Genomic DNA, 23,250 nt, shown 5'->3' on the forward strand with positions numbered 1-23,250 from the left:
ACAACCTGGTTTACCTTTTGGTCAATCACGTTGTCGAGTTTATCGAAGGACGGACCACCATGCCGCACACCCACCCCTTCCCCAACCACACCCTCGACTCCGCCCCCGAAGCCGCCCGCCGCCCCATGCAGGCCACCGTCAACCACCTCGGCTACCTCCCCACCCCGGTCGCCCGCATGGCCACCTCACCCCAGACCCTCGACGGATTCCTCAAGCTCAGCGCCCTCTTCGAGACGACCACCCTCGCGCCCCTCGCCCGCGAGACCGTCATCCTCACCATGGCCACCCGCAACAACTGCCACATCTGCATCGCCATGCACACCCGCACGCTCACCACCCTCGAAGCAGACCCGGCCCTCATAGAAGCCCTCCGCACCGAAAAGCCCCTGCCCACCCCCGAGTTGGAAGCCGTACGCGCCTTCACCCTCGAAGTCCTCGCCACCGCCGGCGACGTCTCCCCCGACGCCCTCGACGCCTTCCTCAGCCACGGCTACACCCAGCAGAACGCCCTGGAAGTCGTCCTCGGCATCGGTACGTACACGATCTCCACCCTCGCCAACCGCCTCACCGGCGCCCCGGTCGACGACCAGCTCAAAGCCTTCGCCTGAGCAGCCAGAAGACAGCACAGAGCCCCGCTGCCCATCGGACAGCGGGGCTCATCAGCAACCTCAGAACTCAGAACTGCCGCGCGACCTCCGTCGCCCAGTACGTCAGGATCATGTTCGCGCCCGCCCGCTTGATCCCCGTCAGCGACTCCATGATCGCCTTGTCCCGGTCGATCCACCCGCGCTCGGCGGCGGCCTCGATCATCGAGTACTCCCCGCTGATCTGGTACGCGGCGACCGGCACGTCCACCGAGTCCGCGACCCGCGCCAGCACGTCCAGGTAGGGCCCGGCCGGCTTCACCATGACCATGTCCGCGCCCTCCTCCAGGTCGAGTGCCAGCTCCCGCATCGACTCGCGCACATTGGCCGGGTCCTGCTGGTACGTCTTGCGGTCACCGGTCAGCGACGAACCAACAGCCTCCCGGAACGGACCGTAGAAGGCGGACGAGTACTTGACGGTGTACGCCAGGATCGAGACGTCCTCCTTCCCGATCTGGTCCAACGCGTCGCGCACGACACCGACTTGACCGTCCATCATCCCGCTCGGCCCCACCACATGGGCGCCCGCGTCCGCCTGGACCTGCGCCATCTCGGCGTACCGCTCCAGCGTCGCGTCGTTGTCGACGCGCCCGTCCTCCGTCAGCACTCCGCAGTGCCCGTGGTCGGTGTACTCGTCCAGGCACAGGTCGGACATGATCACGAGATCGTCGCCCACCTCGGCCCGCACGTCCCGCAGCGCGACCTGCAGAATCCCGTCCGGATCGGTCCCCGCCGACCCGACGGCGTCCTTCTTCGCGTCCTCCGGCACCCCGAAGAGCATGATCCCCGCGACACCGGCCGAGACAGCTTCGACTGCCGCCTTCCGCAAGGTGTCCCGCGTGTGCTGGACGACGCCCGGCATCGCCGAGATCGGCGTCGGCTCGCTGATTCCCTCCCGTACGAAGGCGGGAAGGATCAGATCGGACGGGTGCAGCCGCGTCTCCGCGACCATCCGCCGCATCGCGGGGTTGGTGCGCAGTCGGCGGGGCCTGGCCCCCGGGAACGAAGAACTCACGTACGTCTCCAGCATGTTCAGGGTCCAGCAACTTCAGGGTCGGGGGCCCGGTCAACACCCGGGCCCCCCACGAGGCTACGCCTCAGGTCGTACGCCGCCGACGCCCCCCGGGGCGCCGCTCGCTCGGCCTGCACGGCACCTCGCCCGCTTCCTTCGCCGCGTCCCGGCGCGCCGCGCCGAACTCCGCGAGGGCCTCGGCCAGCTTGTGCACGGACGGCTCGGGCGCCATGACGTCGACCCGCAGCCCGTGCTCCTCTGCGGTCTTCGCCGTAGCAGGACCAATACAGGCAATGACCGTCACGTTGTGCGGCTTGCCCGCAATGCCCACCAGGTTCCGCACAGTGCTCGACGACGTGAAGAGAACAGCGTCGAATCCCCCGCCCTTGATGGCCTCACGCGTATCGGCCGGCGGCGGCGAAGCACGCACGGTCCGATAAGCCGTGACGTCGTCGACCTCCCACCCGAGCTCGATGAGCCCCGCGACCAGCGTCTCGGTCGCGATGTCCGCACGCGGCAGGAAGACACGGTCGATCGGGTCGAAGACCGGGTCGTACGGCGGCCAGTCCTCCAACAAGCCCGCAGCCGACTGCTCACCGCTCGGCACCAGATCGGGCTTGACCCCGAACTCCACCAGCGAGGCAGCGGTCTGCTCGCCCACCGCCGCGACCTTGATCCCGGCGAAGGCCCGCGCGTCGAGCCCGTACTCCTCGAACTTCTCACGCACCGCCTTCACGGCGTTGACACTCGTGAAAGCGATCCACTCGTACCGACCGGTGACGAGCCCCTTGACCGCCCGCTCCATCTGCTGCGGCGTCCTGGGCGGCTCAACAGCGATCGTCGGCACCTCATGAGGCACCGCCCCATAGCTCCGCAACTGGTCGGAGAGCGAAGCCGACTGCTCCTTCGTACGCGGAACCAGCACCCGCCACCCGAAGAGCGGCTTCGACTCGAACCACGCGAGCTGGTCGCGCTGGGCAGCGGCACTGCGCTCACCGACCACGGCTATGACCGACTGGTGCCCGTCCGGCGAAGGGAGCACCTTGGCCTGCTTCAGCACCTGGGCGACCGTACCCAGCGTCGCGGACCACGTCCGCTGCCGGGTCGTGGTGCCCGCGACCGTCACGGTCATCGGGGTGTCGGGCTTGCGCCCGGCGGAGACCAGCTCACCGGCGGCCGCGGCCACGGTGTCCAGCGTCGTGGTGACGACGGCCGTCGCATCGCTCGCGCCGACCTCCGTCCAGCAGCGGCTGGAAGCCGTACGCGCATCCACGAACCGCACATCGGCACCGTGCGCGTCACGCAGCGGCACACCGGCGTACGCGGGCACGCCCACCGCCGTCGCCACACCCGGTACGACCTCGAAGGGAATCCCCTCGGCGGCGCAGGCGAGCATCTCCTCGCCCGCCCACCCGTCGAGCCCGGGGTCACCGGCGACAGCACGGACGACCCGCCTGCCGGACCTCGCGGCCTCCATGACAAGATTGGCGGCATCTCGGATGGCCGGGATACCGGCGGCTGTTGACGCTTCGTCAACAACCGTCAGCTGAGGCGTGCTTACGTTCGCGCGCGCATGCCCGCGTACGACACCGAGCACATCCTCCTCGGCGACGAGTACGTCCGCACGAGCGAGCGCCTCGACGGCGCGCAGTGTGAGCAGCCCCGGATCGCCGGGCCCGGCACCCAGGAAGGTGACGTGCCCGTGTCCGGGAATGGCGGGAAGGTTCGGGGCGGTGGGGTTCATCGTGCTCGCTCCCCCATAAGACCGGCCGCACCCTTGGCGAGCATCTCGGACGCGAGTTCGCGCCCCAGAGCCACAATGCCTTCGTGCGACGTGGGTACGGGACCGGTGGTGGACAGCTGCACCAGCTCGGAGCCGTCGATCGAGCCGACGACGCCGCGCAGGCGCATTTCAGTGTGGTTCTGCCCGTCGGCCAGGACGTCGGCCAGTGCACCAACAGGCGCACTGCAACCGGCCTCCAGGGCGGCGAGCAGAGATCGCTCGGCGGTCACGGCGGCCCGAGTGTACGGGTCGTCGAGCTCGGCGAGCTGGGCAACGAGGTCGGCATCGGCTGCCGTGCACTCGACTGCCAGGGCCCCCTGGCCGGGGGCGGGCAGGATGGTGTCGGTGGGGAGGAAGTCGGTGACTTCCGCGCCCCGCCCGATGCGGTTGAGCCCGGCGGCGGCAAGAACCACCGCATCCAGCTCACCACTTCGTACGTATCCGACGCGGGTGTCGATGTTCCCCCGGATCGGCACGGTCTCGATGCGCAGCCCGTGGCTGCGCGCGTACGCGTTCAGCTGCGCCATGCGCCGCGGCGAACCGGTGCCCACGCGGGCCCCGTCCGGCAGCTGCTCGAAGGTCAGCCCGTCGCGTGCGACGAGGACGTCGCGCGGGTCCTCCCGTACGGGAATCGCGGCCAGCACCAGATCGTCGGGCTGCGCGGTCGGCAGGTCCTTCAACGAGTGGACGGCGAAGTCGACTTCACCTCGCACCAGCGCATCGCGCAGCGCGGTCACGAAGACTCCCGTGCCGCCGATCTGCGCGAGGTGCTCACGCGAGGTGTCCCCGTACGTGGTGATCTCGACGAGCTCCACGGCACGGCCGGTGATCTGCTGCACCGCCTCGGCGATCATTCCTGACTGGGCCATGGCGAGCTTGCTTCGCCTGGTCCCGAGCCTCAAGGCATCACTCATGCCTGCCCTCGGTTCTTCAAATCAGCGGTCTTCAGGTCGGTCAGCTCTGTCAGATCCGCCCGGCTGACGGCGGCGACCGTCTGCGGGTCGAGGTCGAAGAGTTCACGCAGCGCGTCCGCGTACCCGGCGCCGCCGGGCTCGCTCGCGAGCTGCTTCACCCGCACGGTGGGCGCGTGCAGGAGCTTGTCGACGACGCGGCGCACGGTCTGCGTGATCTCGGCGCGCTGCTTGTCGTCCAGGTCGGGAAGGCGCCCGTCGAGCCGCGCGATCTCACCGGCGACGACGCCGGCGGCCATGGTGCGCAGGGCGACGACGGTCGGGGTGATGTGCGCGGCGCGCTGAGCGGCGCCGAAGGCGGCGACCTCGTCGGAGACGATGGCGCGCACGGCGTCCACGTCGGCGGCCATCGGGGCGTCGGCGGAAGCATCGGCGAGCGACTCGATGTCGACGAGCCGCACACCCTCGAGGTGGTGCACGGCACCGTCGATGTCACGCGGCATGGCGAGGTCGAGCAGCGCGAGCCGTACGGGCCCGCCCGCGGCGGCAGCCCGCTCCCGTACGGCGGGGGCAACCTCCTCGGCCCACGCGCCGTGCTGCTCCATCGCGTCGGCGCGAGCCTCACGGCCCGGCGCAGGCACCGAAGGCCGCGCGGCCGGTACGGAGTCCTGGCCGAGCACCTCTGCCACCGCGTCCGCGGTCAGTACGAGGCCGGTCGCGCCCGTACAGGAGATGACGACGTCGGCGCGGGACAGCTCGTCCCGTACGTCCTCCATCGGGATGGCGCGCGCCACAACTCCCGTGCCGGCGGACCCGAGGATCTCCGCGAGCCGCTCGGCACGTGTCAACGTCCGGTTGGCGACGGCGATTTCAGCCACCCCCGCGCGGGCGATCGTCGCGGCGGCCAGTGAGGACATGGAGCCCGCGCCGATCACCAGCGCGCGCTTCCCCTTGGCCCAGTCAGCCACTTCAGCACCATCGGAGAGCTGCTGAAGACCGAAGGTGACCAGCGACTGGCCCGCCCGGTCGATGCCGGTCTCGGAGTGCGCGCGCTTGCCGACGCGCAGTGCCTGCTGGAAGAGGTCGTTCAACAGCCGCCCGGCGGTGTGCAGTTCCTGCCCGCGCGCCAGACCGTCCTTGATCTGCCCGAGGATCTGCCCCTCGCCGACGACCATGGAGTCGAGCCCGCAGGCCACCGAGAAGAGGTGGTGGACGGCGCGGTCCTCGTAGTGCACATAGAGATACGGAGTGAGCTCGTCGAGCCCCACCCCGCTGTGCTGGGCGAGCAGCGTCGACAGTTCGGCAACACCCGCATGGAACTTGTCCACGTCGGCGTAGAGCTCGATGCGGTTGCACGTCGCGAGCACCGCGGCCTCGACCGCGGGCTCCGAAGCGAGCGTGTCCTGCAACAGCTTGGCCTGCGCATCAGCGGAGAGAGACGCCCGCTCCAGCACGCTCACGGGCGCACTGCGGTGACTCAGCCCGACGACCAGAAGACTCATGCCGGCATCACGGCGGGCAGCTCCCCGTCGGGTCCCTTCCGCTCGTCGGCCGCAGCGCTCTCGCCGGCCTTGCGCTGCTCGTGGAAGGCGAGGATCTGCAGCTCGATGGAGAGATCGACCTTCCGTACGTCCACGCCTTCCGGCACGGACAGCACGGTGGGCGCGAAGTTGAGGATCGAGGTGACACCCGCTGCGACCAGCCGGTCGCACACGGGCTGCGCGGCGCCGGCCGGAGTCGCGATGACCCCGATGGAGACACCGTTGTCCGTAATGATCTTTTCGAGATCGTCACTGTGCTGCACGGGCATTCCGGCGACGGGCTTCCCGGCCATCGCGGGATCGGCGTCGATCAGGGCCGCGACCCGGAACCCGCGGGAGGCGAATCCCCCGTAATTCGCCAGCGCGGCACCGAGATTACCGATACCGACAATCACGACCGGCCAGTCCTGGGTGAGCCCCAGCTCGCGCGAGATCTGATAGACGAGGTACTCGACGTCGTATCCCACCCCACGCGTCCCGTAGGACCCGAGATACGAGAAGTCCTTCCGCAGTTTCGCGGAGTTGACCCCGGCCGCAGCGGCCAGTTCCTCGGATGAAACGGTGGGTACGGAACGCTCCGAAAGCCCGGTGAGGGCGCGGAGGTACAACGGAAGTCGGGCGACGGTGGCCTCGGGGATTCCTCGGCTACGGGTCGCCGGTCGGTGAGTTCGGCCAGTTGCCACGGTGCTCCTGCGGGATGAGCGAGGCTGCAGGCGGCCACTTGTCCCAGGACCGCCCCGTCGAATGCAGGCTATGTCTTTGTGAACGCGTGCACAAAGATGGTGTCCGCTTTGTCCGACCAAAGTGACCGGGGTCACGCACTTCGGCACCGCGATCTTGGAACCGCAGGCCATTCCGATCCGTTGAGAACCCGAAGGGGGCAAAACCGCACACACTCCTCACGACTACGCCCCCGAGACCGCTCAAATCGCCCACGATGGTAGCCGTTTTTCGCGATTAAGCCCCCAGTGCGCGTCGAAGCCGATCGGCATCGACCCGCCAGAAGGTGTGCTGCTCCCCATCAATGAGTACGACGGGGATCTGCTCCCAGTACTCCCGGTAGAGCTCCGCGTCCTCCTCGATGCTCTTCTCCTCCCAGCCGGCGCCCACTTCCCCGCACACCCGGGAGACGACCTCACGCGCGTCGTCGCAGAGATGACACCCGCTCTTCCCGATCAAGGTGACCACACGCTCACCGGGGTTCTTCTTGGCACGCCGCAGCAAGGGACTCATGACCCCATTCTCGGCCCGTCCCAAGGTCACCCGGTTAACAACCCCGCCCCAGAGAGTTCACGCCATGGCATCCCCACGAGTCGGGAAGCACCGAACAGACTGGCTATGCTCACGACATGGCCGCACTGGGATGGCTCACCCCTCGTAGGCGCTCCGCCACGGCACGCAGTGTGCTGGCAGGCGAGGCCGCAGCCGAGGCAGCCCGCAAGTCGTCGCAAGAGCTGGCACACGCCCAGCAGGAACAGGGCGACGAGGACACCGCGAGAGAGCCCGAGTTCCCCGTCGTCGGCGACGACCTCGCCGCCGCCTTCTTCGACCTCGACAACACCGTGATGCAGGGCGCCGCCCTCTTCCACTTCGGCCGGGGCCTCTACAAGCGCAAGTTCTTCCAGCGCCGCGAGCTCGCCAAGTTCGCCTGGCAGCAGACCTGGTTCCGGCTCGCCGGCATCGAGGACCCCGAGCACATGCAGGACGCGCGCGACAGCGCCCTGTCCATCGTCAAGGGCCACCGCGTCTCCGAGCTGATGTCCATCGGCGAGGAGATCTACGACGAGTACATGGCCGACCGCATCTGGCCCGGCACCCGCGCCCTCGCCCAGGCCCACCTCGACGCGGGCCAGAAGGTCTGGCTGGTCACCGCCGCCCCCGTCGAGACCGCGACGATCATCGCGCGCCGCCTCGGACTGACCGGCGCGCTCGGTACGGTCGCCGAGTCCGTCGACGGCGTCTACACGGGACGCCTGGTCGGCGAGCCCCTGCACGGCCCCGCGAAGGCAGAGGCCGTACGCGCCCTGGCCGCCGCCGAGGGCCTCGACCTCGCCCGCTGCGCCGCGTACAGCGACTCGCACAACGACATCCCGATGCTCTCGCTCGTCGGACACCCGTACGCGATCAACCCGGACGCCAAACTCCGCCGCCACGCCCGCGAGCGCGAATGGCGTCTGCGCGACTACCGCACCGGCCGCAAGGCGGCCAAGGTCGGCATCCCGGCCGCCGCCGGCGTCGGCGCGATCGCGGGCGGCACGGCCGCCGCGGTGGCCCTGCACCGCCGCCGCCGCTGAACCGGACGTCGTACCCGCGCCGGGCCCCCGCCAGTCCCGTTCCCACGACTCGGCCACAAGTGCCCTCGCAGCCAACCAGATCGTGACGCAATCTGATCAACAATCGGTCACGAAGTGCTACTTGATCCGCCGCCAAGACGTAACAGAAGCGACGGAATCGATGATTTGAGCAACTGGGTGTAGCACTGCCTGTACGAAGCGTTATTCTCCTCAGACGCATACCGGACCCCACCCACCAACACCTCGGGTGACCGGTCCAGCACTGCACGTGATGGAAGCTCTGCCTCTGGGAGTCCCGTGTACCCACACGTCGGGGTTGACGCCTCGGGCCTGGCTACGCTGCGCGCAACGGTCGCCGACCGCTTGCGCGGCTTCGTCCCCACCGCGTACGCCGTACCCGCCTTCGCCACCCCTGTGCCCGCCACGCTCACGCCCGTCGGCCCCTGCTACGCGCTCGCCGAAAGCAGCGCGGCGGTCGGCAGACGGAGCGCCCGTGGCGGCACGTCCACCGCAACAACCGCTGCGCCGACACCAAAGCGCCCCACGGCCGACAGCGACAGCGCCCGCATGATGGAACTGGTCGAACGGGCCCAGGCCGGCGAGGCCGACGCCTTCGGCCGCCTGTACGACCAGTACAGCGACACCGTCTACCGCTACATCTACTACCGCGTCGGCGGGAAGGCGACGGCGGAGGATCTCACCAGCGAGACCTTCCTGCGCGCCCTGCGCCGTATCTCCACCTTCACCTGGCAGGGCCGTGACTTCGGCGCCTGGCTGGTCACGATCGCCCGCAACCTGGTCGCCGACCACTTCAAGTCGAGCCGTTTCAGGCTCGAAGTGACCACGGGCGAAATGCTCGACGCCAACGAGGTCGAGCGATCGCCCGAGGACTCCGTCCTCGAATCCCTCTCCAACGCGGCCCTCCTCGAGGCGGTCCGCAAGCTCAACCCCCAGCAGCAGGAGTGCGTCACGCTCCGGTTCCTCCAGGGCCTGTCGGTCGCGGAGACGGCACGGGTCATGGGCAAGAACGAGGGTGCGATCAAGACCTTGCAGTACCGGGCCGTACGAACACTGGCCCGGCTCCTTCCCGACGATGCCCGCTGACCCGACATTTCCCTTGGCGCTGCGGTCCGATCATCCTTCGTCCGTAACCCAAGTGCCGTGCGGCTCGTTGAGCGGGATGCAGGCTCCCTGTGGTCACGCCACGCCCGCAGGCGCTCACTCGAAAGTGTGCAAGCGCTCAAGGTGTGCAACCTTCTGGACCCCGAGGGGAGTCGATGGTCATGACGAGAGGAGGTGCCGCCAGTGATCGGACACGTTTCGGCACACCGGCGGGCGAACGCCTTCGCCCAGGCCCTGGAGGATCAGAATCTCCAGGACACGGCGGCTGAGCAACAGCCAGACCCCGAGGGGCTGCTGTCCCTGGCGAACAGCATCGGCGCACGGCCGACGCCCGAGCTGGACCCTGAGGTCAAAGTGGTGCAACGAGCCCAGCTCGTGGCAGCCATGGAGGCCATGTTCGCCGAGGGAGGTGCATCGGCGGGCCCTCAGGTGCCCGAGCAGCGGACCGGCCGCGGCGCCCACAGGGCGACCTCGCTCCGGAAATTGCGCCCCCGCTCCCGCTGGTCCAAGGGCATCGCTGCGGGCGGACTCACCGTCGGTGTCGCGGCCGGGGCTTTCAGCGGCGTGGCCGCTGCCAGTTCCAACGCCCTCCCCGGTGATTCGCTGTACGGGCTGAAGCGGGGCATGGAAGATCTCAAACTCGGGATGGCGGACAACAACGCCGACCGCGGCGAGATCTACCTGGACCAGGCGTCCACCCGCCTCCAGGAGGCACGCCGCCTCATGGAGCGGGACAAGGCCGGCCAGCTCGACCACGAGCAGCTGGGCGAGGTCAGGCGCGCCCTGACCGGCATGAAGCACGACGCGACCGAGGGACACCGCCTCCTCCACGAGGCGTACGCGCGCAACGGAGCACTGGGCCCGATCCAGGCCCTCTCCTCCTTCGCGCAGTCCCACCGCGACACCTGGAGCCAGCTCCAGCGCCGACTGCCGGCCCAGCTCACCGACATGAGCAACGAGGTCAACTCGGTCTTCGACGCCATAGACCAGGAAGTCGCCCCCCTGCAGTCCCTGCTGCCGAGCCCACCCGGCCGCAGCACGGGCCGTACGGGCACCGGCGGCTCCACCACGGACTCCACGGGCACCACCCACCCGTCGACCTCCTCCGCCCCCACCCACGGCGGCAGCACGACGGGCAACACCCCGCACCCGTCAGCCTCCGGCTCCACGGGCACGGGCGGCCTCATCGGCGGCAACACGGGCGGCCTGCTCAACCCCCCGGAAACGGGCACGAGCAGCACCCCCGCCACCGGCAAGGACGGCAAGAAGACGACGCCCCCGGACGTCACCCTCCCGCCGCTGCTCCCCGGCCTCCTGCCGGGCCTGGGCATCGACGGCGAGGACGCCAAGTAGCAAGAAAAATGGCCGGACCCCGAAAGGGGCCCGGCCATTTGCTGTCCCTGCAAGGTCAGAAGAAGACCGACCGCCGCTGCACCAGCAACTTATGAAGCGGCCCCTCCCATCTGCTGCCCTCGCACCGCTCCGCGGGCTTCGGACAGCTGCGCCGGCCTCCGGCCGCCGACCCGGAGGGCCCGGTCAGAAGAACACGGACCGCCGCTGCACCAGCAACTTGTACAACGTGTGCTGAATCTGTTCCCGGACCTGATCGGTCAGGTTGAACATCAGCATCGGGTCCTCGGCCGCCTCCGCCGGATACCCGTCCGTGGGGATCGGCTCGCCGAACTGGATCGTCCACTTCGTCGGCAGCGGCACCATCCCCAGCGGCCCGAGCCACGGAAACGTAGGCGTGATCGGGAAGTACGGGAAGCCCAGCACCCGCGCCACCGTCTTCGCGTTCCCGATCATCGGGTAGATCTCCTCCGCCCCCACGATCGAGCACGGCACGATCGGCGCCCCCGCCCGCAGCGCCGTCGACACAAAGCCGCCCCGCCCGAACCGCTGCAGCTTGTACCGGTCGCCGAAGGGCTTCCCGATGCCCTTGAACCCCTCCGGCATCACCCCGACCACCTCGCCCCGCTGCAGCAGCCGCTCCGCGTCCTCGGCGCACGCCAGCGTGTGCCCGGCCTTGCGGGCCAGCTCATTGACGACCGGCAGCATGAACACCAGATCCGCGGCCAGCAGCCGCAGATGCCGCTGTGCCGGATGGTGATCGTGCACCGCGACCTGAAGCATCAGCCCGTCCAGCGGCAGCGTCCCGGAGTGGTTGGCGACGACCAGCGCACCGCCCTCGGCCGGGATGTTCTCGATCCCCTTCACTTCCACCCGGAAGTACTTCTCGTACAGGGGCCGCACCATCGACATCAGGACCTGGTCGGTGAGCTCCTTGTCGTACCCGAACTCGTCGACCTCGTAGTCCCCGGTGATCCGCCTCCGCAGGAAGGACAGCCCCCCGGCGATCCTCCGCTCCCACCCCGCGCCGCCGGCCGCCTCAGGAGCCTCCGCAGGGACCGTCTCGGCCTGCTCCGGCTCCCGCTCGGGTACGGGCGCGAGCGGCGAGGGCGTCGCCGCACTGCGCCCCGAGGTCCGCTTGGCCTTCGTGTTCCTGGCCCGCCTGGTCCTCGGTTCGTCACCGAAGGGGATGACCTTGGCATCGGCCATGTCAGCTGCGCTCCTTGCCGGCAGAAGAGACAAATCCGGAGACCCGGTCGACGGTGCGGGCGAGTACCTCGGGCGGCAGCAGCCCAACCCCCCGGCTGCACGCGAAGTCCTCGAAGGCCTCCGCGGTCGAGTAGGCGGGTACGAACCCGAGCGTCTCCCGCATCTGCGTGGTCGACACGACCCGCCCGTGCGTCAGCAACCGGATCTGCTCGGGCGAGAAGTCGGTCACGCCCACCGTACGCAACGCGGATCCCACCCAGGTCACGGCCGGCAGCAGCACCGGCACCGTGGGCCGCCCCAGCCGCCGCGAACACTGCGAGAGCAGCAGTACGCCCTCACCCGCGATATTGAAGGTCCCGCTGTTGAGGGTCCCGCGCCGAGGCTCGTGCACAGCGACCCGCAGCACGTCGACGACATCGTCCTCGTGCACGAACTGCAGCCGCGGGTCGTACCCGAAAACCGTCGGCAGGACCGGCAGCGACAGATACTCGACCAGCGGCGAATCGGCCCTGGGCCCCAGGATGTTGGCGAACCGCAGCACACACACGGCCACATCGGGCCGCCGCCGGGCGAAGCCCCGCACATACCCCTCGACCTCGACCGCGTCCTTGGCGAAGCCACCGCTGGGCAGCGACTTGGGCGGCGTGGTCTCGGTGAAGACGGCCGGATCCCGCGGCGCCGACCCGTACACGCTCGTACTGGACTTGATCACCAGCCGCTTGACGGTCGGCGACTTCTGGCAGGCACCCAGCAGCTGCATGGTGCCGATGACGTTGTTCTCCTTGACCGACGCCCGGCTGCCGCCCTTGCCCAGCGGCGTCCCCGTGACGTCCATGTGCACGACGGTGTCGACCTCGTGCTCGGCCAGGACGCGGGCGATCGTGGGCTGGCGGATGTCGGCCCGTACGAACAGGGCGTCGCCCAGACTGTGCCCGGGCGGTACGACATCCACCCCGATCACCCGGTCCACCTCGGGATCGCGCTGGATACGCCGTACAAGCCGGCCCCCGAGCTGCCGGGCCACTCCGGTGACGAGCACGACCTTCCCCAAGATCAGCGCCTCCCCCTTCGGTCTGCCACAACGGCCACCGTATCGGTTCGATGTTGCGCTGTGATGACCGCACGATGCATGAAGTCACCGCCCCCACTGCCCCCAGAACGCACCGAAGCCCTCCCACCGTGCTGGTGGAAGGGCTTCGGAAACACGTACAGCTGCCGCTTACTTCTTGTTGCGACGCTGAACGCGGGTGCGCTTGAGCAGCTTGCGGTGCTTCTTCTTAGCCATCCGCTTGCGCCGCTTCTTGATAACAGAGCCCACGACTACCCTCGCTCACTTCATTTTCACTCGGTGCGGGGCGTCTGGGCCCACACGACCTACGTCGGCCTAGCCTACCTGCCGCCGAGTGAGGGACGTAATCCGAGGGAAGACCCCAGGCCCCCCTAGGCCTTTCTACGCTGTTTCGACCCCCACGAAGGACTCGCGAAGGTACTCGTGAACCGCTTGCTCCGGCACCCGGAAGGACCTTCCCACCCGGATCGCCGGCAGATGACCGCTGTGCACCAGTCGGTACACGGTCATCTTGGACACTCGCATTACCGAGGCGACTTCCGCCACGGTCAGGAACTTGACCTCGTTGAGAGGCCTCTCACTGCCAGCAGCCATGACCCACCTGAACCTTCCGCACACGACGGGCACCGGCTTCCCCTTCCGGTGACTCTTCGTCGTTGTGCGCTCACTCCCCAGACTAGGGGCGGGTGGTGCGAGTGGGGAAGAGGAGCAGCCATCGGACGCCTACCGTGACAGACACGCTCGATTGAGTACATAGCGAGTAAGCGGTCGGTAGTAATCAGACCGCACAGCGTCATCAAGCGGAACGGCTACGGACACCCGCCCCTCAGCCTCTCCGACGAACAGCGCGGGATCATCCGTATCCGCCAGTCCGATGGCCTCAATACCCAGCTGACCTGCACCGCAGACCCACCCGTGATCCCCCACAACGAGCCCCGGAAGCCTGCCGCCACCCCCTGCGGCACCCTCCAGAGCGACCCGAACCGGCAGTGGAGAATGGGTGTGCACGCCGGGCTCACTACCGGGGGCTCGCGCGCCTGCTTCACGCACCAGCGCGACTCCCCGTACGTAGTCAAGGTTGTACGTACGTACGCCGAACCGGGTCGTTATGTCGACACTCCGGCCCTGCGCAGGGGTGAGAACCTCACACCCCGCCGCCGACAAAGCGTCTGCCAACTCGGCGTAGAACCCGAGAAGCCGGTGCGGATGCCCGGTCCCGAAGAGCACCGGAACCTCCTGCACAACAGCTTCCGCAAGCCGCGCGGCGAAGGCGTCGAGCGCCGCCAACGTCAGCTCCGGATCAATGACATCGGGCCCGGCCCGATGGTCAGGATCGTCGGAGACCCCGCATTTGTCAGCCATCAGCCGCAACAAATCCCTTTCCCCCCACCCCCATTCGGGATCGAGGCCGAGGGTCACACGAGGATCGCGGGCGGCGAACAACCGATAACTCCGCAGACTCTCCTCCCGAGAGGTGGCCACGGGCCCGGCCAACCGGGCGGCCAGCAAATGCGCACGCAGCGCCCCAGTGCTCAACACCCTCCCGATGCTGCCGCACCAGGTCACACCAGGGGCCAAAACCCCAAATACGCCCCACAGTTGGCGTAACGCCCGAGCGCGCATCCCACCCCGCTACGCCAGCAACCCCCGCAAGGGAAACGCCGCCCGCCGAGCAGCCAGCACAGCCTGATCGAGCCGATCCGCAGGGTCGTACCCCGACTCCCACTCCCGCCACGACACGGGCCACCGCCCATCGGTCATCCGACCGGGCCCCAACTCCCGCGTACGGGCGAACACTTCATCCCGCCAAGAAGCCGGAATTACCGTCTCCGGATCAACCTCCGCATGCGCGGCGATCCCCACCAGATGGGTCCAGGACCGCGGCACCACATCCACCACCGCGTATCCACCCCCACCCAGAGCAACCCACTTCCCACCCTCCACATACGCATGGGCCATCTCATGACAGGCCACCTGCACAGCCCGCTGCCCGTCGACGGACACAGCCAGATGCGCCAGCGGATCCTCGAAGTGCGTATCGGCCCCATGCTGCGTAACGAGCACATCAGGCCGGAAGTCGTCCAACAGCTCAGGCACCACCGCATGAAAGGCCCGCACCCACCCCGCATCCCCGGTCCCCGCCGGCAACGCGACATTCACCGCGGACCCTTCACCGGCCCCGTCGCCCCCGGTCTCCTCGGCCCACCCGGTCCCGGGAAAAAGCATCCGGGGATGCTCGTGCAGCGAAATGGTCAGCACCCGCGGATCGTCCCAGAATGCGGCCTGGACCCCGTCCCCGTGATGGACGTCCACATCCACATACGCGACCCGCTCGGCCCCGAGCTCCAACAACCGCGCCACAGCCAGAGCGGCATCGTTGTAGATGCAGAACCCCGAAGCGGCCCCCGGCATCGCATGATGCAGCCCGCCCGCGAAGTTCACCGCATGCTCGGCATCCCCCCGCCACACCGCTTCCGCGGCCCCCACGGACTGCCCCGCGATCAGAGCGGAGGCCTCGTGCATCCCCACGAACGCCGGATCGTCAGCGGTCCCGATCCCGTACGCGGAATCAGCGCTCCCAGGGTCCGCCGAAGCAGCCCGTACGGCCTCGATGTAGTCAGCCCGGTGCACCAGCCCCAGCGTAGAGTCCCCGGCAGCCCGCGCCGCAACAACCTCAACAGCCTGATCAAGCCCCAGAGCCCTCACGAGCCCCATGGTCAGCGCCAGCCGCACCGGATCCATGGGATGCCCGGCCCCGAAGTCATACTTCGTTACTGCTTCGTCCCACATCAACAGTCCGCGGCCGCTCATGCCCGCCACCGTATCGGGCGTCCCCGGCCCCGAACGACCTGGCATAGAAGAGCGTCACCAGCACCAGGACCATCGGCACGATCATGGCCCCGCGATAGCTCCAGGCGTCTCCCAGAGCCCCCACCAACGGCGACCCCACCAAGAACCCGACGTAGTTGAAAACGTTCAGCCGGGCGACAGCGGCATCACTGCTCCCCGGAAACAACCGCCCCGCCGCCGCGAAGGTCTGCGGCACGATCACGCACAACCCGAACCCCAGCAAGGTGAACCCGGCCATCCCCACCCAGGGCCCGGGCGCCACAGCCACCACCCCGAACCCCACAGCAGCCACCACACTCCCCGCCCGCACGACCGCCACAGCCCCGAACCGCCGCACCCCGAGGTCCCCGACAGCCCGCCCCAGGAGGGTCGTCACCATATAGACGTTGTACGGAACGGTGGCCAGCTGCTCGGAGCTCCCCAGCACGTCCTGCAGATACTTGGCGCTCCAGTTGGAGACGGTCGAGTCCCCGATGTACGCGAACGACATCACCAGGCACAGCGGCAGCAGCATCTTGAAGACAACGCCCCCGCCGGCACCCTCACCGGCACCGACGTCGCCAGCCCCACCCTTCGCATCGGCATACCACCGGCTCGCCACCAGACACACGGGCACCAGCACGGCCACCACCGGCAGATACAGCACCACCAGCGACAGATGCCAGTGCGCCCCGACCCAGGCCAGCGAGGCCCCGGCTATCCCGCCGAGGCTGTACGCCGCATGGAAGCCGAGCATGATGCTCCGCCCGTACGCCCGCTGAAGGCTGACCCCCAGCATGTTCATGGAGGCGTCCAGCGCCCCCACGGACAGCCCGAACACCCCCAGCGCCACGGCCGCCTGCCACAACTGGTCCCCGGCCGCGACCCCGAGCAGAGCCAGCATCACCACGGGCTGCACCCACCGCAGTACGGAACTGGGCCGCACCCGCGCCACCAGCTTCTCCGTGACGACGCTGCTGACGCCGGCCAGGACCGGAACCGCCGCAAGAAAGACGGGCAGCAGCCCGTCGGATATCTCGTAGCGGTCCTGGATGGCAGGAATCCTCGTCACCAGCAGAGCGAAGGCCGCGCCCTGCGCGAAGAAGCTGATCCCGAGGGACACCCTGCCGTGCCGCAGGCGAACATCTGTCGTCATGGCCGCACATTAGGCCCCCGCCCTACCCATGGGTAGATGGATCAAGCAAGCAATTGCCCCAGATCCGCCATCTTCGAGAAATACCCCTGCGCCCCCGCGAGCCGCTCTTCGGGAGTCATCGCCGTAAACCCGTACACATCCATCCCCGCGGCCTGGGCGGCAGCGACCCCGAGCGGACTGTCCTCGACGACCACACACCGCTCCGGCGACACCCCCATCCGCTCGGCGGCATGCAGGAACAGATCGGGCGCCGGCTTCCCGCGCCCCACGTCCTCGGCGCTGAAGACCCACTCCTCCTCGAACCACTCGTCGAGCCCGGTCCTCCGATGCCCCACCCGGATCCGCTCGTGCGTCCCGGACGAGGCCACGCAGTACGGCACCCCCTCCGCGACGAGCCCGCCCAGCACGTCGACGACCCCGGCGACGGGCTCGAGCTCCCGCTCGAAGGCGGCGAAGACACGAGCGTGCAGCGCGTCGTCGAACCCGTCGGGCAGCTGCTGCCCGGTCCGCTCCAGCACGAGATCGTGCACCCGGTGCACGGCGGCCCCCATGTAGTCGCGAAGCGACTCCTCATAGGTGGTGGGGTGTCCCAGCTCGGTGAGATATCCGGCGAGGATGGTGTTGGAGATCGGCTCACTGTCCACGAGGACGCCGTCGTTGTCGAAGATGACCAGGTCGTATCGCATGTCCTGACCCTAAACGCAAAAATGCCTCAACCCCCGAGCAAACGCTCGGGGGTTGAGGCTAAAAATTGTTCGGCGGCGTCCTACTCTCCCACAGGGTCCCCCCTGCAGTACCATCGGCGCTGAAAGGCTTAGCTTCCGGGTTCGGAATGTAACCGGGCGTTTCCCTAACGCTATGACCACCGAAACACTATGAAATTGAACCACCGGATATGGACACGGTTGTTCGTTATTTCAGAACTAACACAGTGGACGCGAGCAACTGAGGACAAGCCCTCGGCCTATTAGTACCAGTCAGCTCCACCCGTTACCGGGCTTCCACATCTGGCCTATCAACCCAGTCGTCTACTGGGAGCCTTAACCCCTCAAAGGGGGTGGGAATACTCATCTCGAAGCAGGCTTCCCGCTTAGATGCTTTCAGCGGTTATCCTTTCCGAACGTAGCCAACCAGCCATGCCCTTGGCAGGACAACTGGCACACCAGAGGTTCGTCCGTCCCGGTCCTCTCGTACTAGGGACAGCCCTTCTCAATATTCCTACGCGCACAGAGGATAGGGACCGAACTGTCTCACGACGTTCTAAACCCAGCTCGCGTACCGCTTTAATGGGCGAACAGCCCAACCCTTGGGACCGACTCCAGCCCCAGGATGCGACGAGCCGACATCGAGGTGCCAAACCATCCCGTCGATATGGACTCTTGGGGAAGATCAGCCTGTTATCCCCGGGGTACCTTTTATCCGTTGAGCGACAGCGCTTCCACAAGCCACTGCCGGATCACTAGTCCCGACTTTCGTCCCTGCTCGACCCGTCGGTCTCACAGTCAAGCTCCCTTGTGCACTTACACTCAACACCTGATTGCCAACCAGGCTGAGGGAACCTTTGGGCGCCTCCGTTACTCTTTAGGAGGCAACCGCCCCAGTTAAACTACCCATCAGACACTGTCCCTGATCCGGATCACGGACCGAGGTTAGACATCCAGCACGACCAGAGTGGTATTTCAACGGCGACTCCACCATGACTGGCGTCACAGCTTCAAAGTCTCCCACCTATCCTACACAAGCCGAACCGAACACCAATATCAAACTGTAGTAAAGGTCCCGGGGTCTTTCCGTCCTTCTGCGCGAAACGAGCATCTTTACTCGTAGTGCAATTTCACCGGGCCTATGGTTGAGACAGTCGAGAAGTCGTTACGCCATTCGTGCAGGTCGGAACTTACCCGACAAGGAATTTCGCTACCTTAGGATGGTTATAGTTACCACCGCCGTTTACTGGCGCTTAAGTTCTCAGCTTCGCAACCCCGAAAGGTCACTAACCGGTCCCCTTAACGTTCCAGCACCGGGCAGGCGTCAGTCCGTATACATCGCCTTACGGCTTCGCACGGACCTGTGTTTTTAGTAAACAGTCGCTTCTCGCTGGTCTCTGCGGCCACCCCCAGCTCAGGAAGCAAGTTCCTTCACCGGTGATGGCCCCCCTTCTCCCGAAGTTACGGGGGCATTTTGCCGAGTTCCTTAACCATAGTTCACCCGAACGCCTCGGTATTCTCTACCTGACCACCTGAGTCGGTTTAGGGTACGGGCCGCCATGAAACTCGCTAGAGGCTTTTCTCGACAGCATAGGATCATCCACTTCACCACAATCGGCTCGGCATCAGGTCTCAGCCTTAATGTGTGACGGATTTGCCTATCACACGGCCTACACCCTTACCCCGGGACAACCACCGCCCGGGCTGGACTACCTTCCTGCGTCACCCCATCGCTTACCTAGTACAGATCTGGGTCACCGGCTCCACCACTTCCCTCAACTCCGAAGAGATCAGGACGGCTTCACGGGCTTAGCATCGTCTGATTCAGTATTGGGCGTTTCAAAGCGGGTACCGGAATATCAACCGGTTGTCCATCGACTACGCCTGTCGGCCTCGCCTTAGGTCCCGACTTACCCTGGGCAGATCAGCTTGACCCAGGAACCCTTAGTCAATCGGCGCACACGTTTCTCACGTGTGTATCGCTACTCATGCCTGCATTCTCACTCGTGAACCGTCCACCACTGCCTTCCGGCGCGGCTTCACCCGGCACACGACGCTCCCCTACCCATCCCAGCCCCCGTTGGGGGTATGTGCTGGAATGACACGACTTCGGCGGTACGCTTGAGCCCCGCTACATTGTCGGCGCGGAATCACTTGACCAGTGAGCTATTACGCACTCTTTCAAGGGTGGCTGCTTCTAAGCCAACCTCCTGGTTGTCTCTGCGACTCCACATCCTTTCCCACTTAGCGTACGCTTAGGGGCCTTAGTCGATGCTCTGGGCTGTTTCCCTCTCGACCATGGAGCTTATCCCCCACAGTCTCACTGCCGTGCTCTCACTTACCGGCATTCGGAGTTTGGCTAAGGTCAGTAACCCGGTAGGGCCCATCGCCTATCCAGTGCTCTACCTCCGGCAAGAAACACACGACGCTGCACCTAAATGCATTTCGGGGAGAACCAGCTATCACGGAGTTTGATTGGCCTTTCACCCCTAACCACAGGTCATCCCCCAGGTTTTCAACCCTGGTGGGTTCGGTCCTCCACGACCTCTTACAGCCGCTTCAACCTGCCCATGGCTAGATCACTCCGCTTCGGGTCTAGAGCGTGCAACTCAATCGCCCTATTCGGACTCGCTTTCGCTACGGCTTCCCCACACGGGTTAACCTCGCTACACACCGCTAACTCGCAGGCTCATTCTTCAAAAGGCACGCAGTCACGACCCATTGAGTAAACTCAATGAGCGACGCTCCCACGGCTTGTAGGCACACGGTTTCAGGTACTATTTCACTCCGCTCCCGCGGTACTTTTCACCATTCCCTCACGGTACTATCCGCTATCGGTCACCAGGGAATATTTAGGCTTAGCGGGTGGTCCCGCCAGATTCACACGGGATTTCTCGGGCCCCGTGCTACTTGGGTGTCTCTCAAACGAGCCGCATGAATTTCAGCTACGGGGGTCTTACCCTCTACGCCGGACCTTTCGCATGTCCTTCGCCTATCCATACGGTTTCTGACTCGTCTCACAGCCGGCAGACTGTGAAAGAGAGATCCCACAACCCCGCATGCGCAACCCCTGCCGGGTATCACACGCATACGGTTTGGCCTCATCCGGTTTCGCTCGCCACTACTCCCGGAATCACGGTTGTTTTCTCTTCCTGAGGGTACTGAGATGTTTCACTTCCCCTCGTTCCCTCCACATACCCTATGTGTTCAGGTATGGGTGACAGCCCATGACGACTGCCGGGTTTCCCCATTCGGAAACCCCCGGATCAAAGCCTGGTTGACGGCTCCCCGGGGACTATCGTGGCCTCCCACGTCCTTCATCGGTTCCTGGTGCCAAGGCATCCACCGTGCGCCCTTAAAAACTTGGCCACAGATGCTCGCGTCCACTGTGCAGTTCTCAAACAACGACCAACCACCCGTCATACACCACTCACGCGGTGCTGTACCGGGGCCGGCAACCGAAGGACAGACTCAAACGAGCCCGTACCTTCAGATACCCAACAGCGTGCCCGACCCGATCCCTCTTCGCTCAACGTTCCACGCCGAAGCAGTACTTGTTGTGCTGAAGAGACCGTGCCGAGTAGTCAACGTTCCACCCATGAGCTAACCACCGTCGAACATTTGCCGACGTAGTGGCTCTGGATTCCTTGCGGAATCTAGATGCTCCTTAGAAAGGAGGTGATCCAGCCGCACCTTCCGGTACGGCTACCTTGTTACGACTTCGTCCCAATCGCCAGTCCCACCTTCGACAGCTCCCTCCCACAAGGGGTTGGGCCACCGGCTTCGGGTGTTACCGACTTTCGTGACGTGACGGGCGGTGTGTACAAGGCCCGGGAACGTATTCACCGCAGCAATGCTGATCTGCGATTACTAGCAACTCCGACTTCATGGGGTCGAGTTGCAGACCCCAATCCGAACTGAGACCGGCTTTTTGAGATTCGCTCCGCCTCGCGGCATCGCAGCTCATTGTACCGGCCATTGTAGCACGTGTGCAGCCCAAGACATAAGGGGCATGATGACTTGACGTCGTCCCCACCTTCCTCCGAGTTGACCCCGGCAGTCTCCTGTGAGTCCCCATCACCCCGAAGGGCATGCTGGCAACACAGAACAAGGGTTGCGCTCGTTGCGGGACTTAACCCAACATCTCACGACACGAGCTGACGACAGCCATGCACCACCTGTCACCCGACCACAAGGGGGGCCGTATCTCTACGGCTTTCCGGGCGATGTCAAGCCTTGGTAAGGTTCTTCGCGTTGCGTCGAATTAAGCCACATGCTCCGCTGCTTGTGCGGGCCCCCGTCAATTCCTTTGAGTTTTAGCCTTGCGGCCGTACTCCCCAGGCGGGGAACTTAATGCGTTAGCTGCGGCACCGACGACGTGGAATGTCGCCAACACCTAGTTCCCAACGTTTACGGCGTGGACTACCAGGGTATCTAATCCTGTTCGCTCCCCACGCTTTCGCTCCTCAGCGTCAGTAATGGCCCAGAGATCCGCCTTCGCCACCGGTGTTCCTCCTGATATCTGCGCATTTCACCGCTACACCAGGAATTCCGATCTCCCCTACCACACTCTAGCCTGCCCGTATCGACTGCAGACCCGGGGTTAAGCCCCGGGCTTTCACAACCGACGTGACAAGCCGCCTACGAGCTCTTTACGCCCAATAATTCCGGACAACGCTCGCACCCTACGTATTACCGCGGCTGCTGGCACGTAGTTAGCCGGTGCTTCTTCTGCAGGTACCGTCACTTTCGCTTCTTCCCTGCTGAAAGAGGTTTACAACCCGAAGGCCGTCATCCCTCACGCGGCGTCGCTGCATCAGGCTTTCGCCCATTGTGCAATATTCCCCACTGCTGCCTCCCGTAGGAGTCTGGGCCGTGTCTCAGTCCCAGTGTGGCCGGTCGCCCTCTCAGGCCGGCTACCCGTCGTCGCCTTGGTAGGCCATCACCCCACCAACAAGCTGATAGGCCGCGGGCTCATCCTTCACCGCCGGAGCTTTTAACCAGGTCCCATGCGGAACCCGGTGTTATCCGGTATTAGACCCCGTTTCCAGGGCTTGTCCCAGAGTGAAGGGCAGATTGCCCACGTGTTACTCACCCGTTCGCCACTAATCCACCCCGAAAGGCTTCATCGTTCGACTTGCATGTGTTAAGCACGCCGCCAGCGTTCGTCCTGAGCCAGGATCAAACTCTCCGTGAATGTTTTCCCGTAATCGGGATCACACATCGGAAGAGCGGAACGGTCATGTCGGAATAGGACCGACCGTTCACTGCGTCCTCGCTGTGTTGCCTTGCCTTCAGTTAAGAGACAAGGTCTTTTTCAAAGGAACCACCAACCCACCGAAGTGGGCCGGGGTATCAACATATCTGGCGTTGACTTTTGGCACGCTGTTGAGTTCTCAAGGAACGGACGCTTCCTTTGTACTCACCCTCTCGGGCTTTCCTCCGGGCGCTTCCCTTCGGTCTTGCGTTTCCGACTCTATCAGATCCTTTCGGGCCTGATTCCCAGTCGGCGGGACATTCAATCTGGGTTGTCTTTCCGGCTGTTGGGCCGTTCCGACGAGTGAGACTTTAGCGGATTCCTGGCCCCCGACGCTAATCGGGGTTTGGATCCTCATTTCGCGCGCGC

18 protein-coding genes and 3 rRNA genes are annotated in these 23,250 nt (G+C 65.9%); 4 read left to right on the plus strand and 17 right to left on the minus strand.

Annotated features, from left to right (window positions below; genetic code table 11):
- Nucleotides 1-59 precede the first annotated feature (59 nt).
- Nucleotides 60-608 (plus strand): carboxymuconolactone decarboxylase family protein, encoded by a 549-nt coding sequence (locus tag OG707_RS16810; protein ID WP_329119009.1) that lies wholly within the window; start codon nt 60-62, stop codon nt 606-608.
- A 67-nt stretch (nt 609-675) separates the two neighbouring features.
- Here OG707_RS16810 and hemB read toward each other — a convergent pair whose 3' ends face one another.
- The 6 genes from hemB to OG707_RS16840 form a co-directional block, all read right to left on the minus strand.
- Complete coding sequence (hemB, locus tag OG707_RS16815; RefSeq protein ID WP_329119011.1) at nt 676-1,659, minus strand: porphobilinogen synthase; 984 nt, start codon at nt 1,657-1,659, stop codon at nt 676-678.
- A gap of 82 nt (nt 1,660-1,741) precedes the next feature.
- The gene (locus OG707_RS16820) at nt 1,742-3,400 is read right to left on the minus strand and encodes a bifunctional uroporphyrinogen-III C-methyltransferase/uroporphyrinogen-III synthase (RefSeq protein ID WP_329119013.1); all 1,659 of its coding nucleotides are present in this window, start codon (nt 3,398-3,400) and stop codon (nt 1,742-1,744) included.
- Nucleotides 3,397-4,353 (minus strand): hydroxymethylbilane synthase, encoded by a 957-nt coding sequence (gene hemC, locus OG707_RS16825; protein WP_329119014.1) that lies wholly within the window; start codon nt 4,351-4,353, stop codon nt 3,397-3,399. The genes OG707_RS16820 and hemC overlap by 4 nt, the downstream gene beginning before the upstream one ends.
- Nucleotides 4,350-5,852, minus strand: a complete 1,503-nt coding sequence (locus OG707_RS16830; protein WP_329119017.1) for a glutamyl-tRNA reductase — start codon at nt 5,850-5,852, stop codon at nt 4,350-4,352. Before OG707_RS16830 ends, hemC begins: the two co-directional genes overlap by 4 nt.
- Nucleotides 5,849-6,574, minus strand: a complete 726-nt coding sequence (locus OG707_RS16835; protein WP_329119019.1) for a redox-sensing transcriptional repressor Rex — start codon at nt 6,572-6,574, stop codon at nt 5,849-5,851. The genes OG707_RS16830 and OG707_RS16835 overlap by 4 nt, the downstream gene beginning before the upstream one ends.
- Nucleotides 6,575-6,848: 274 nt before the next feature.
- Nucleotides 6,849-7,124: a glutaredoxin family protein gene (locus tag OG707_RS16840; protein ID WP_329119021.1), complete on the minus strand. Its 276-nt coding sequence runs from the start codon at nt 7,122-7,124 to the stop codon at nt 6,849-6,851.
- Between the two features lie 116 nt (nt 7,125-7,240).
- Between OG707_RS16840 and OG707_RS16845 the strand changes: the two genes are divergently transcribed.
- The 3 genes from OG707_RS16845 to OG707_RS16855 all read left to right on the plus strand — a co-directional run bounded on the left by OG707_RS16845 (nt 7,241) and on the right by OG707_RS16855 (nt 10,660).
- Nucleotides 7,241-8,185, plus strand: a complete 945-nt coding sequence (locus tag OG707_RS16845; RefSeq protein ID WP_329119023.1) for an HAD family hydrolase — start codon at nt 7,241-7,243, stop codon at nt 8,183-8,185.
- 297 nt (nt 8,186-8,482) lie between these two features.
- On the plus strand, nt 8,483-9,289 hold the full coding sequence (locus OG707_RS16850; RefSeq protein WP_329119025.1) for an ECF subfamily RNA polymerase sigma factor, BldN family: 807 nt from the start codon (nt 8,483-8,485) through the stop codon (nt 9,287-9,289).
- 201 nt (nt 9,290-9,490) lie between these two features.
- On the plus strand, nt 9,491-10,660 hold the full coding sequence (locus tag OG707_RS16855; RefSeq protein WP_329119027.1) for a DUF5667 domain-containing protein: 1,170 nt from the start codon (nt 9,491-9,493) through the stop codon (nt 10,658-10,660).
- Between the two features lie 183 nt (nt 10,661-10,843).
- Here the strand turns inward: OG707_RS16855 and OG707_RS16860 are convergent, their stop codons facing one another.
- From OG707_RS16860 to OG707_RS16910, 11 genes are all read right to left on the minus strand, one after another.
- On the minus strand, nt 10,844-11,866 hold the full coding sequence (locus OG707_RS16860) for a lysophospholipid acyltransferase family protein (protein ID WP_329119029.1): 1,023 nt from the start codon (nt 11,864-11,866) through the stop codon (nt 10,844-10,846).
- Nucleotide 11,867: 1 nt separating this feature from the next.
- Nucleotides 11,868-12,917: an NAD-dependent epimerase/dehydratase family protein gene (locus OG707_RS16865; protein ID WP_329119031.1), complete on the minus strand. Its 1,050-nt coding sequence runs from the start codon at nt 12,915-12,917 to the stop codon at nt 11,868-11,870.
- A gap of 168 nt (nt 12,918-13,085) precedes the next feature.
- Nucleotides 13,086-13,184: a 30S ribosomal protein bS22 gene (locus tag OG707_RS16870; protein ID WP_003948845.1), complete on the minus strand. Its 99-nt coding sequence runs from the start codon at nt 13,182-13,184 to the stop codon at nt 13,086-13,088.
- A gap of 132 nt (nt 13,185-13,316) precedes the next feature.
- Nucleotides 13,317-13,529, minus strand: coding sequence for a helix-turn-helix domain-containing protein (locus OG707_RS16875; RefSeq protein ID WP_206963731.1), 213 nt, complete (start codon nt 13,527-13,529; stop codon nt 13,317-13,319).
- Nucleotides 13,530-13,658: 129 nt separating this feature from the next.
- The gene (locus tag OG707_RS16880) at nt 13,659-14,474 is read right to left on the minus strand and encodes a phosphatase (RefSeq protein WP_329119034.1); all 816 of its coding nucleotides are present in this window, start codon (nt 14,472-14,474) and stop codon (nt 13,659-13,661) included.
- Between the two features lie 93 nt (nt 14,475-14,567).
- Nucleotides 14,568-15,746 carry an acetoin utilization protein AcuC gene (locus OG707_RS16885; protein ID WP_329119037.1) on the minus strand — a complete coding sequence of 393 codons (1,179 nt, stop codon included), beginning with the start codon at nt 15,744-15,746 and terminating at the stop codon, nt 14,568-14,570.
- Nucleotides 15,697-16,920, minus strand: coding sequence for an MFS transporter (locus tag OG707_RS16890; protein ID WP_329119039.1), 1,224 nt, complete (start codon nt 16,918-16,920; stop codon nt 15,697-15,699). Before OG707_RS16890 ends, OG707_RS16885 begins: the two co-directional genes overlap by 50 nt.
- A 41-nt stretch (nt 16,921-16,961) precedes the next feature.
- Nucleotides 16,962-17,606: an HAD family hydrolase gene (locus OG707_RS16895; protein ID WP_329119041.1), complete on the minus strand. Its 645-nt coding sequence runs from the start codon at nt 17,604-17,606 to the stop codon at nt 16,962-16,964.
- Nucleotides 17,607-17,673: 67 nt separating this feature from the next.
- A 5S ribosomal RNA gene (gene rrf / locus OG707_RS16900) occupies nt 17,674-17,790 on the minus strand.
- A gap of 77 nt (nt 17,791-17,867) precedes the next feature.
- A 23S ribosomal RNA gene (locus OG707_RS16905) occupies nt 17,868-20,993 on the minus strand.
- A gap of 302 nt (nt 20,994-21,295) precedes the next feature.
- Nucleotides 21,296-22,821 (minus strand): 16S ribosomal RNA (locus OG707_RS16910).
- Together the 16S, 23S and 5S rRNA genes form the textbook arrangement of a ribosomal RNA operon.
- Between the last annotated feature and the right edge of the window lie 429 nt (nt 22,822-23,250).

Origin of the sequence: Streptomyces sp. NBC_01465 (assembly GCF_036227325.1) — a bacterium.
Lineage (GTDB): Bacteria > Actinomycetota > Actinomycetes > Streptomycetales > Streptomycetaceae > Streptomyces.

What these genes read in the sequence shown, in the direction of transcription:
- OG707_RS16895 (WP_329119041.1), bottom strand. Translation starts at nt 17,606, where the DNA reads ATGCGATACGACCTGGTCATCTTCGACAACGACGGCGTCCTCGTGGAC.
- OG707_RS16820 (WP_329119013.1), bottom strand. Translation starts at nt 3,400, where the DNA reads ATGAACCCCACCGCCCCGAACCTTCCCGCCATTCCCGGACACGGGCAC.
- OG707_RS16885 (WP_329119037.1), bottom strand. Translation starts at nt 15,746, where the DNA reads ATGAGCGGCCGCGGACTGTTGATGTGGGACGAAGCAGTAACGAAGTAT.
- OG707_RS16845 (WP_329119023.1), top strand. Translation starts at nt 7,241, where the DNA reads ATGGCCGCACTGGGATGGCTCACCCCTCGTAGGCGCTCCGCCACGGCA.
- OG707_RS16860 (WP_329119029.1), bottom strand. Translation starts at nt 11,866, where the DNA reads ATGGCCGATGCCAAGGTCATCCCCTTCGGTGACGAACCGAGGACCAGG.
- OG707_RS16875 (WP_206963731.1), bottom strand. Translation starts at nt 13,529, where the DNA reads ATGGCTGCTGGCAGTGAGAGGCCTCTCAACGAGGTCAAGTTCCTGACC.
- OG707_RS16830 (WP_329119017.1), bottom strand. Translation starts at nt 5,852, where the DNA reads ATGAGTCTTCTGGTCGTCGGGCTGAGTCACCGCAGTGCGCCCGTGAGC.
- OG707_RS16840 (WP_329119021.1), bottom strand. Translation starts at nt 7,124, where the DNA reads ATGAGTCCCTTGCTGCGGCGTGCCAAGAAGAACCCCGGTGAGCGTGTG.
- hemC (WP_329119014.1), bottom strand. Translation starts at nt 4,353, where the DNA reads ATGAGTGATGCCTTGAGGCTCGGGACCAGGCGAAGCAAGCTCGCCATG.
- OG707_RS16810 (WP_329119009.1), top strand. Translation starts at nt 60, where the DNA reads ATGCCGCACACCCACCCCTTCCCCAACCACACCCTCGACTCCGCCCCC.
- OG707_RS16890 (WP_329119039.1), bottom strand. Translation starts at nt 16,920, where the DNA reads ATGACGACAGATGTTCGCCTGCGGCACGGCAGGGTGTCCCTCGGGATC.